The sequence below is a fragment of the Nitrospirota bacterium genome (assembly GCA_016212215.1).
Classification (GTDB): Bacteria; Nitrospirota; 9FT-COMBO-42-15; order HDB-SIOI813; family HDB-SIOI813; genus JACRGV01.
In genome coordinates, this window is record JACRGV010000112.1 from 1 (window position 1) to 10,871 (window position 10,871).

Genomic DNA, 10,871 nt, shown 5'->3' on the forward strand with positions numbered 1-10,871 from the left:
ATGACCCTCGATCCCTTCAAACTTCTCTTCCCTTCAGGGACTTCACCGCCATCAAACCTATAGTACATACAACCCCCATAATATTGGAAAGGAGGCTTACCCCACGACCGGGTTCCCACGCCTCACTGAAGGGTTACCATTTTTCATCACGAGTATAGCACAGTACCTCCCCCAGGAAGTGTCCTATGTCAGTGAGGTAAATTAGTAAATTTCTGAAATCTTCGTTGCCTCCTTATAAATATATGCTGTAGGGGATTCTGTGTTTAATGATCTTTTCTATCTATTAATATGATGGGCAGTCTTATATTGCTAAAAACCAGTAATTGCTATTTTGGGTTGACAGACTGTCAAATTTAATTTGACACAAAATACCCATCCTGCTATGTTAGCCTCAAGAAAGTAATTATGTAATCTGATGCCTAAGAAAACTTATATATTTATGCTCTCAGATAAAGATAGAAAAAGGCATGAACACATTGCAGAAAAAGGTAAAGTAATGGGGTTTGTTGTTCAATATGAGACCCTCCTTGATAACTTATGGACTCCTATTGTTAGATATGATACAGCACATGGATATGCCCATAAAGACATAATGAATCCGGACGGGGGTAAAGACAAAGTGTTTTTAGGTATCGCTGACCTAAGTGATAGCCTTACAATGGCAGATCAAGACATCAATGAAAATTGGGAACGATATAAAATTCGGTATCTTGGGAGGATAAAGAAATGACAAGAGAGGAACTATTCAGAAAGAATCAGCAACTTTCAACAGAATTTGAGTTGTATCTACTTGAACATCCGGAAATAGAGGAGCAGATCCCCGACAATTCCATGATTGTATTAGTGCCTGAGTATGATCAGGAACTTGCAACACAAAACATTGAACTTGCTGAGGCCAATAAAGAACCTGGGCAAACAATAGTGTATGTAAAGGTTGCGAGATTACGGGCTTCAAGGATTGAAGGTCTTACGCTCAAGGTTGCATGAGCATAATAGCAAAACCGGACATTTCTAAAATGGCCCGGCATACCGCCCTCAAAGTTCATAATCTTCCAACATCCGGAGGGGATCATTCATCCTGCAACTCGTATAAGTCCGGCAAGTGAGTGAATGTCCGGTAGAAGGTCTTGTATCGTCATTTCACACCTCCGGTATTTATTATTCAATGAGTTTGCTGTTCTCAGGATAGAATATCGGAATGAGATTTTGCTGTCAAACGAAATTAATAAAAATCTCCGTTTCTACAACACGATAAACCTTGAGAAACGGTCAGACAACCTGTCACGATCTGATATCATTGGTTATTAAAATGGGCGAGTATTTCAAGGCTACCATCAAAAAAATATGGCTGCGGTTTTTGTAGTAATCCAGTGGCGACTAATCAAGGTTATTTTGCCCAACAGAGGCATGTTTCTATATACTTTTACGTCTGCCTATTGATAGTTCTACCTTTCACTTCTATAAATTCTGGTTCTTTCTCATTTCAAGTGGGTAAACCATCTTCTGTCTCTATAATGAATCACATTCTTTCTTTCCTCTCCCTTGACGGGAGGGCTATAATTATTTCCCTTCCTTAATCTCTCCCCCTCTAACAGGGGGAGGCAGGAGGGGGTAAGGGGAGGGTGATATAAACAGTTCTCCCTTATTACTGCTAAAACTTCATTTGTATTTTGTAAGGCCTCATTATTCCAGAACCTTAAAACCTTAAACCCATATCGTTGAAGGTAGTTCTCTCTTTCTATATCCTTATTCTTTGCTGCCGCATGCCGGCCGCCATCCACTTCAATAATAATGCGGTTTTCAAAGCAAACAAAATTAACTATGTACTTGTCTATGGACTGTTGCCTTCTGAATTTTAACCCTTCCATCTGTTTCATTCTCAAGTAACTCCAGAGCAGTTGTTCCGCATCTGTAGGTGTTTTCCTGAGAGCCTTTCCTAATATTGTTATCCTGTTCCCCATAGAATCACCCCCACCCTGGCCCTCCCCCGTCAAGGGGGAGGGAATATTATTTACCCACTTAAAAAGAGAAAGAACCGCAAAAGTTAGAGTGGGTTGCTTTTTTTGGGGGAGGGATTACGGATGGACGACAGGTGAAATGATGTCTCCAGTAATCTTACCTTTACCTGCGAGTTCCACCGGCGGTTGTCGCTGCTTTTTTTGCGGGAGGGACTTCCTCCAGAATGGTCACGATTACGCGAATCTTCTCTTCCCCCGGTGAATCCTTGAGCCACTTCAGGCTACCGTGCTCATAGATGGCCTCATAACTTTTCAACATGATTGCAACCCTCCAATCTTCACATAAGGAAATTGTTTTCCTGATGTTAAAGTAGCAGTATGAAATTTTGTTGTCAACAGGGATATCCTTAAAAAATTCCAGACATTGCTTTACAATGGCTTATTAAGTAAAATATCAATGTAAATCTCCTGACATTATCCTGACAATATATAGATACCTATGATTAGTAAAGGTGATAAAGATATAATAGCCCCTTGTTTGTGGGGGGCAGATATGGATTCCATGGACATGGAGGGAGATAAGTTTCTTATTATTGAACGGGTGCTTGAGCATGGCGGGGATAAACAGGTCAGGTTTATTCTGGATCATTACACATCTGAGGACATCGTAAGAGTAGTAAAAGAAAGTTCTTACCTGTCGCCGAGAACAGTAAATTACTGGTGTTTATATTTCAAACTGGAGAGGGGAAAAACAAAGTGTTACATGAAGCCATCCCGGGACCTGTGGCCTCCCTTAAAACCTCCGGTCATTAATCCTGATTATTCAGTAGAGTTAGCATCACCGGAAGATATATCTGCTATGAAGGTCGTGGCAATCATACAAAGGGGAATTGCAAAGGATTTTGTGGATCTCAAGGGACTTATTACAGCTTATGAAATATCTTTGGATTATTTAATCAGCATGATTCGGGCAAAATACGGCGTTTCAGAGGAATACGCCTATCAGATCAAAAAAGGCTTGATCTATTTTGATGATGCAATAAATAACCTCGGTGATGTTGCATTGATAAGAGACGGGAAAAAAGTAAGGATGAGTAATCAAGAATGGAAAGAGGTGGAAGTTTTTTTAAAGATTTTGTTTTAGGGAAATAAGGCGATCCAATTATCTTTTAAATGAACAGAAGAGTTTATTAGCAAATACCCGTATCTTCTAATTAATGGGTAATTAATGGGTAAATGGATGGTAATTATATGACCGGCAAAATAAAAAGCACATTTAACGGATTCTCAGAAAATACATTAGATTTTTTAAGAAATCTTGAAGCCAATAACAATAAAGTTTGGTTTGAGGCAAATAAACAGGATTATCAGAAATATATACTTGAGCCGTTACAGAATCTGGTGAAGGACTTGGGTGAGTTTATGTTGACCATTGATCCCAACTTTGAAATAAGACCTTCTGTAGATAAGACTATCTCAAGGATTTACAGAGATACGAGATTCTCAAAAGACAAGTCACCCTATAAAAGTACAGCATGGATTACCTTTAAAAGACTGCGTAAGGACTGGATGGATGCACCTGCCTATTTCTTTGAGATAACCTCTGATTCTTATCGTTATGGGATGGGATATTACGGCGCTTCTCCGGATACAATGTATAAGTTCCGGGAGATGATTGATAAGAACCCAGAAGAATTCCTGAAGACAATTGCGGCCTGTATGAAACAACGATTATTTACGGTAGAAGGGGAGAAATATAAAAAGATATTTGATGAGGATAAATCAGAAGAGATCCGGAATTGGTATCAGAGAAAAAATATGTATCTGGTCTGTAACAGAAAGATTGATGAAAATCTCTTCAACAGGGCGTTAATTGATGATCTGATTTCGGGTTTTGATCTCCTTGCCCCTTTTTATAATTACCTCTGGAGATTAAAGCAATGATGCACCGTAGTGTTAAATGCCTTGAAAGGGCTTTTGAATAAAATGATACACATTCAACCTGCATCTCCTGATGATATGTCTTTTATCAAACAATGCATTGAGAGATTTCTATTGGATGATGAAGACCTGGACTATCATCAGTTTATTGTTGCCATAGATGATAAAGAGATTGCAGGCTTCGGACGGGTTCGCCCTCATAATGAAGTCTATGAACTTGCCTGTGTTGGAGTGGTTGAACATAAGAGAAATCAAGGCATCGGGAGAATGATCGTTGAGTATTTGATAAGCCGTTTCCCCACCAATGAGGTTTATATTACCACAGATATACCGGAGTATTTTGAAAGGCTCGGCTTCAAAAAGATAGAACCGGGGCCACGGGAATTAGTAGAAAAGCTGGAGCGTATCTGCAAATCCAAGTGCAGGGGAGGGGCTTTGGTGATGGTATTAAAGAAACACGAGGTGCATACATAAATGAGGGACATCTCAATTACTGTGACAATGGATATCTATAAAATATGGAAGAAGGTTTAGAATGACTGAGTTAAAGCTTACTGAAGAAGAGGTTCGTGTGCTTGGTTGTTTAATTGAGAAGGAGATGACAACGCCGGAATATTATCCCCTCTCATTAAATGCCCTTGTTAATGCATGTAACCAGAAATCCAACAGGGAACCGGTTGTTTCTTATAATGAAGAATTTGTAATAAAAGTCCTTGACAGCCTTAAGGACAAGGGGCTGGTATGGAAGAGTGATTTAAACCGGGTTACAAAATATGCCCATAGTTTTCTAATGCCCCGCAATCTTGTCAATAAGGAGGCTGCAATACTCTGTGTGCTTTTTCTAAGGGGACAACAAACAGCAGGTGAGATACGGGAACGGACGGATCGTCTACACAGGTTTAACACTATAGAAGATGTTAAAGATGTTCTGCAAAATCTTGAGGACATGGGTTATGTAAAGTTACTGCCTCGTCAGCATGGAATGAAGGAACAACGTTATATCCAGCTTTTTTCCGATGTTGTTGAAAGCCGGAGTGCTGAAACCACAGGGCAATTACTATCGTCAGATCAAAGGGAAGATAATGACAGGATTGCAGAACTCGAAGAAGAAATAAAGAAGCTCCGCCAGGATATTGAAGATTTAAGGCATGATTTTCTGGAATTTAAAGGGCAGTTTTAAAAGTGACACCGTTACACCCTTGCAAAAAATACCATAATGTTTTATTCTTTGTTCGGCAAAGTTGTGTGGAAGTTATGCAAAGATTATGAAAGATATACATACTGAAAAGATACTGGTTCTGGACTTTGGGTCTCAATACACTCAGCTTATTGCGAGGCGTATCAGGGAGGCGAAGGTTTACTCTGAGATTATGCCTTTTAATGTCACCATTGAGAAGATACGAAAGTTCCGTCCAAAGGGGATTGTGCTTTCAGGCGGGCCTTCGAGTGTTTATCAGGAAGGGGCGCCGGTATGTACAAAGAAGGTGTTTGAGCTTGGCGTTCCTGTGCTCGGTATATGCTATGGGATGCAGCTTATGACCCATCTGTTCGGCGGCAATGTTGCTAAGGCAGTGAAGCGGGAATATGGAAAGGCTGATCTGTTTATTGATGATAAATCCGGTATCTTGAAAGGACTTGGGAAGGATACTGTGGTATGGATGAGTCATGGTGATAGGATAGATGTTATGCCGGAAGGGTTTAAAGCAATTGGTCATACGTCAAATGCACCTGTTGCCGCAATGGGGAATCCTCAGAAAAAGTTCTATGGTCTTCAGTTCCATCCGGAGGTGGTTCACACACCAAAGGGGGTACAGATACTTCAGAACTTTGTCTATAACATTTCCGGCTGTACACCATCATGGACTATGAAGTCCTTTATGGACTATTCAATAGGGAACATCAAAAAGACTGTTGGTAAGGGTAAGGTTATCTGCGGACTGAGCGGCGGTGTGGACTCTACTGTTGTCGCAACACTCGTCAGCCGTGCAATCGGCGGACAGCTTACGAGTATATTTGTCAATAATGGCCTGCTCAGGAAGGGTGAGGCTGAGAAGGTTGTAAAGATATTAAGTGAGATACTGCACCTGAATCTCCGTTATGTAGATGCGTCAAAGTCGTTCCTAAGAAAGCTGGAAGGTGTAACTGACCCGGAGAAGAAGAGGAAGATAATCGGAAGAGAGTTCATCAGGGTATTTGACAGGGAGGCCAAGAAGCTTGGTGATGTTAAATTTCTTGCACAGGGTACGCTTTATCCTGATGTGATAGAGAGCACATCTTTTAAAGGCCCTTCTGCCACTATCAAGACCCATCACAATGTGGGCGGGCTTCCTGAGAATATGAAGATGAGCCTTGTTGAGCCGCTGAGGGAGTTATTTAAGGATGAGGTCAGGGTTCTTGGAAAAGAACTTGATATGCCTGATGATATTTTATGGCGTCAGCCATTCCCCGGCCCCGGTCTTGCCGTGAGGATACTTGGAGAGATTACAGAGGAGCGGCTTGCCATACTTCGTGAGGCAGATGCGATAGTGATGGAAGAGATAAAGAAAGCAGGGCTTTACAAAGAGATATGGCAGTCGTTTGCAGTCCTCCTTCCTGTCAAGACAGTGGGTGTAATGGGTGATGAGAGGACTTATGAGAATGTTATAGCAATACGGGCTGTGACAAGCACGGATGGGATGACCGCAGACTGGGTCAAACTCCCTTACGACCTGCTCGGCAGATTGTCTAACAGGATAATCAACGAGGTAAAAGGCGTAAACAGGGTTTGTTATGACATAAGCTCAAAGCCGCCAAGTACGATAGAGTGGGAATGAGGATAGAAGTAAGAGAACAGAAGTAAGAAGCAAGAAGTTAGAAGTAAGAATAAGACAATACTTGTTTCTAACTATTCACTATTCACTGTTCACTATTCACTATTCACTGTTTTTATATGTTAGAACGATTACAAAAAATAATAGCAAATTCAGGTGCAGCTTCAAGGCGAAAGGCTGAGGAGCTTATTGTTGACGGGTTGGTTACTGTTAATGGAAATGTGGTGCGTGAACTTGGGACAAAGGCTGACCCTGAGAAGGATGCTATCAAGGTATCAGGGAAATTAATACGCCTGCCTGAGAGACACACGTATATAGTTCTTAATAAACCGCAGGGATATATTACTTCAATGAACGACCCTGAGGGTAGGCCCATAGTTACAGAGCTTCTGAAGGGTGTGAAGGCAAGGGTATTTCCTGTCGGCAGGCTCGATTATGACACAGAGGGTCTTCTTATCATGACCGACGACGGCGATCTGGCACACAGCCTTATGCATCCGTCACATGAGATTGCAAAGACATACCTCGTGAAGATAAAGGGGTACCTTGAAGATAAAGAGATGGAGAAGCTGGAAACAGGCGTCAAACTTGAAGACGGGCTAACCTCACCGGCAGTTGTCAGGAAATTAAAAAAGGCAGATGCGAACTCATGGATTGAACTTACCATACACGAAGGCAGATACCATCAGGTAAAAAGGATGATGGAAAAGGTGGGGCATCAGGTGATAAAACTTATTCGTGTAAGGTATGGTTTTATAGAACTGGGCAATCTTCCTCCCGGTACGTTCAGGTATATGACTGCTGAGGAAGTGAAGAGCCTAAAGAAAGGTAAATAGTGAATGGTAAATGGTGAATCGTAATTAGGGATATTTTTACAATTCACTATTAACTATTCACCATTCACTGTCTTTAAAGGAGATACAAATTGCAACGTACACATTACTGCGGTGAATTAAGAAAGAGCGATACAGGAAAAAATGTTACCCTTCAGGGATGGGTTCACAGGAGAAGGGACCACGGCGGCCTCATCTTTATAGACCTTCGTGACAGGGACGGTCTTGTTCAGGTGGTGTTTAACCCTGAGAAGGACAAGACCTCCCATGAAACTGCCGGTGAACTGAGGAGTGAGTATGTTATCACCATCAGCGGTGAGGTATCGGCAAGGCCGCAGGGGACAGAGAACCAGAAGCTCCCAACCGGTGAGATAGAGATACTGGTGAATCATCTTGAGATACTGAACAGTGCAAAGACACCTCCTTTCTCAATAGAAGAGGAGGCAGAGGTATCAGAGACACTTAGATTAAAATACAGGTACCTTGATCTAAGAAGAGAGAAGCTCAGGGAGAACCTGCTTTTCCGTTATAACTTTATAAGGTCAGTAAGGGAGTTCCTGCATACACATAAGTTTACTGACGTAGAGACGCCTTTTCTGACCAAGAGTACACCGGAGGGTGCACGTGATTACCTTGTTCCAAGCAGGCTTAATGCAGGTCACTTTTATGCACTGCCGCAGTCTCCCCAGCTTTTCAAACAGATACTTATGGTAGCAGGTTTTGACCGCTATTATCAGGTGGTAAAGTGTTTCAGGGACGAAGACCTGCGTGCCGACAGACAGCCTGAGTTTACACAGATTGACCTTGAGATGTCCTTTGTTGACCGTGAGGATGTAATATCACTTATGGAGGAGATGCTTGCTTTCGTGTTAAGGGAAACCAAGGGGCTGGATGTGCAAACACCTTTTCCGAGGTTGTCTTATGACGAGGTAATCTCACGGTATGGAATAGATAAGCCTGATATAAGATTCGGCCTTGAACTGAAAGATATTTCAGATATTGCATCAGGCGTTGAGTTCAGGGTATTCAAGCAGGTCATTGAGAAGAAGGGGATTGTGAAAGGTCTTAATGCAAAGGGGCTGTCCGGCCTCTCAAGAAAAGAGCTGGATGACCTGACGGAGTTTGCAAAAGGCTTTGGTGCACAGGGGCTTGCATGGATTAAGGTTACAGTAAATGGTTTTGAATCGCCGATAGCAAAGTTCTTCACACCTGAGCAGTTAAGCAGTGTTGCACAGAGGCTGGAGGCAGAACAGGGAGACCTCTTAATCTTCGTTGCTGATAAGGCAAAGGTTGTCAATGATGCACTTGCCCATTTACGTTTGTCTATTGGAGAACGGTTGAATTTAATCAATAAAGATGAGTATAAGTTCCTATGGGTTATGGATTTCCCGCTGCTTGAATATGATGATGAGGAAAAGAGATACACGGCAATGCACCACCCGTTTACCTCACCAATGACTGAGGATATTCCGCTTCTTGATAAATATCCGCTTAGAGTCCGGGCAAAGGCGTATGATATTGTGATGAACGGCAGTGAGATTGGCGGAGGGAGTATCCGTATTCATAACAGGACTGTCCAGAATAAGATGTTTGAACTGCTCGGGATTAATGAGGAAGAGGCAGTGGCGAAATTCGGTTTTCTGCTTGAGGCCCTTGAATATGGGGCACCTCCCCACGGCGGGATTGCATTCGGCGTAGACAGAATAATCATGCTTCTGACAGGCGCTGAATCAATAAGGGATGTAATAGCATTTCCAAAGACACAAAAAGGCGTATGCCCGATGACAGATGCCCCATCAGCAGTTGAGAGAAAGCAGTTGAGAGAGTTGCACCTCAAGGTAGAAGAATAGCACCATCAAATAAATCAACTCCTCATAATTTCCCTCCCCTTCAAGGGGAGGGATAGGGTGGGGATGGGGTTATTTTAAAATGTCAGATAACTTAACCTACAAAAAGTCCGGGGTAGACATAGACGCAGGCAATGAATTTGTGCGTTTGATAAAACCCTTTGTAGAAGCGACAAAACGAAAGGGTGTCTTAGGCGGCATCGGCGGCTTCGGCGGCCTCTTCCAGATTGACCTTAATAAATATAAAAATCCTGTCCTCGTGTCCGGTACGGACGGTGTCGGCACAAAACTCAAATTAGCCTTTATGATGGATAAGCACGATTCAGTGGGTATTGACCTTGTTGCAATGTGTGTGAATGACATTGTTGTCTGCGGGGCAGAACCATTATACTTCCTTGACTATATTGCGACCGGAAGACTTGTTCCTGAGAAACTTGTTGATGTTGTAAAGGGTATTTCAGAAGGATGCAGGCTTGCAGGGTGCGCCCTCATCGGAGGCGAGACAGCAGAGATGCCGTCACTGTATCAGGATAATGAGTATGACCTTGCAGGCTTTGCAGTGGGCGTAGTTGAAAAAGAAAGGATAATTGATGGAAGCACTATAAGGTCGGGTGATAAGGTGATTGGCCTTGCATCTTCAGGACTACACAGCAACGGGTACTCACTTGCAAGGAAGGTTGTATTTGAAAAGATGGGCCATGATACATCAGACAGGGTTGAACTGCTCAACAAGAGCATTGGTGAGGAGTTACTTACCCCAACCAGAATCTATGTAAAAACAGTTCTGGATATGATTCCGCAGTTCGATATAAAAGGTATTGCACATATAACAGGCGGCGGATTGACAGAGAACATTCCGAGGGTATTGCCTGAAGGGACAGGGGTTGTCCTGTACCCCGGCAGATGGAATGCACATGCCATCTTCTATCTCATAGAGAAATGGGGCAATATTGACAGAGACGAGATGTACAGGGATTTTAACATGGGCATAGGCATGGTTCTAATACTGCCTGAGCATCAGGTTGACATGGCTATTAAGTTTTTACTACAATACGGTGAAGAGCCGACCGTTATCGGTGAGGTAGTAGCAGGGGACAGAACTGTAATGTATGAAAAAGGATGAATTAGTAAACAGTAAAGGCAGGATTTGTCTGCTAACTGCTAACCGCTTACTGTTTACTTGAGATTATTTTCGGGTGAACTCCCATGAACCGAGGGTTCACAAAGGGCCATGAAAATCAGCGGGACAAGAAAGTCCCGCCTATCCTCAATCTCTGTGTGGATAGGCGGGGTTTCCCCCCATTATATGGATAGGCGGGGTTTTCTTACCCCGCCGGAGAGGATTTTCGGATGAACCGTCATGAAACGGAGGTTTCACAAAGGAGGATGAAAACCACCCCCCCAAGCCCCCCCTTGTTAAGGGGGGGAAAGTTCCTTTGGTGCTCAATGGCCAACGGCAATCCCCCCCTTTGTTCAAGGGGG

The 10,871-nt window shown here is 42.8% G+C and carries 11 protein-coding genes; 10 read left to right on the forward strand and 1 reads right to left on the reverse strand.

The features are described 5' to 3' along the window. Positions 1–415: 415 nt before the first annotated feature. Both HZA08_09995 and HZA08_10000 read left to right on the forward strand, forming a co-directional pair. Positions 416–730 carry a hypothetical protein gene (locus HZA08_09995; GenBank protein MBI5193755.1) on the forward strand — a complete coding sequence of 105 codons (315 nt, stop codon included), beginning with the start codon at positions 416–418 and terminating at the stop codon, positions 728–730. Then, complete coding sequence (locus HZA08_10000; GenBank protein MBI5193756.1) at positions 727–987, forward strand: hypothetical protein; 261 nt, start codon at positions 727–729, stop codon at positions 985–987. Before HZA08_09995 ends, HZA08_10000 begins: the two co-directional genes overlap by 4 nt. 491 nt (positions 988–1,478) lie before the next feature. Here the strand turns inward: HZA08_10000 and HZA08_10005 are convergent, their stop codons facing one another. Further along, the gene (locus HZA08_10005; GenBank protein ID MBI5193757.1) at positions 1,479–1,961 is read right to left on the reverse strand and encodes an endonuclease domain-containing protein; all 483 of its coding nucleotides are present in this window, start codon (positions 1,959–1,961) and stop codon (positions 1,479–1,481) included. Positions 1,962–2,511: 550 nt separating this feature from the next. Here HZA08_10005 and HZA08_10010 point away from each other — a divergent pair. The 8 genes from HZA08_10010 (at position 2,512) to HZA08_10045 (ending at position 10,512) form a co-directional block, all read left to right on the forward strand. Continuing rightward, complete coding sequence (locus tag HZA08_10010; GenBank protein ID MBI5193758.1) at positions 2,512–3,102, forward strand: nucleotidyl transferase AbiEii/AbiGii toxin family protein; 591 nt, start codon at positions 2,512–2,514, stop codon at positions 3,100–3,102. Positions 3,103–3,209: 107 nt separating this feature from the next. Further along, positions 3,210–3,902 (forward strand): DUF2461 domain-containing protein, encoded by a 693-nt coding sequence (locus HZA08_10015; protein MBI5193759.1) that lies wholly within the window; start codon positions 3,210–3,212, stop codon positions 3,900–3,902. 42 nt (positions 3,903–3,944) lie between these two features. Beyond that, entirely contained in the window at positions 3,945–4,373 is a 429-nt protein-coding gene (locus HZA08_10020) for a GNAT family N-acetyltransferase (protein ID MBI5193760.1), read from the forward strand. A gap of 61 nt (positions 4,374–4,434) precedes the next feature. Next, complete coding sequence (locus HZA08_10025) at positions 4,435–5,079, forward strand: YceH family protein (GenBank protein MBI5193761.1); 645 nt, start codon at positions 4,435–4,437, stop codon at positions 5,077–5,079. 85 nt (positions 5,080–5,164) lie between these two features. Then, on the forward strand, positions 5,165–6,712 hold the full coding sequence (gene guaA, locus HZA08_10030) for a glutamine-hydrolyzing GMP synthase (protein ID MBI5193762.1): 1,548 nt from the start codon (positions 5,165–5,167) through the stop codon (positions 6,710–6,712). Positions 6,713–6,828: 116 nt separating this feature from the next. Then, positions 6,829–7,545: an rRNA pseudouridine synthase gene (locus HZA08_10035; protein MBI5193763.1), complete on the forward strand. Its 717-nt coding sequence runs from the start codon at positions 6,829–6,831 to the stop codon at positions 7,543–7,545. Positions 7,546–7,634: 89 nt separating this feature from the next. After that, entirely contained in the window at positions 7,635–9,392 is a 1,758-nt protein-coding gene (gene aspS / locus HZA08_10040) for an aspartate--tRNA ligase (GenBank protein MBI5193764.1), read from the forward strand. 79 nt (positions 9,393–9,471) lie between these two features. Beyond that, positions 9,472–10,512, forward strand: coding sequence for a phosphoribosylformylglycinamidine cyclo-ligase (locus HZA08_10045; GenBank protein MBI5193765.1), 1,041 nt, complete (start codon positions 9,472–9,474; stop codon positions 10,510–10,512). Positions 10,513–10,871: the final 359 nt, after the last annotated feature.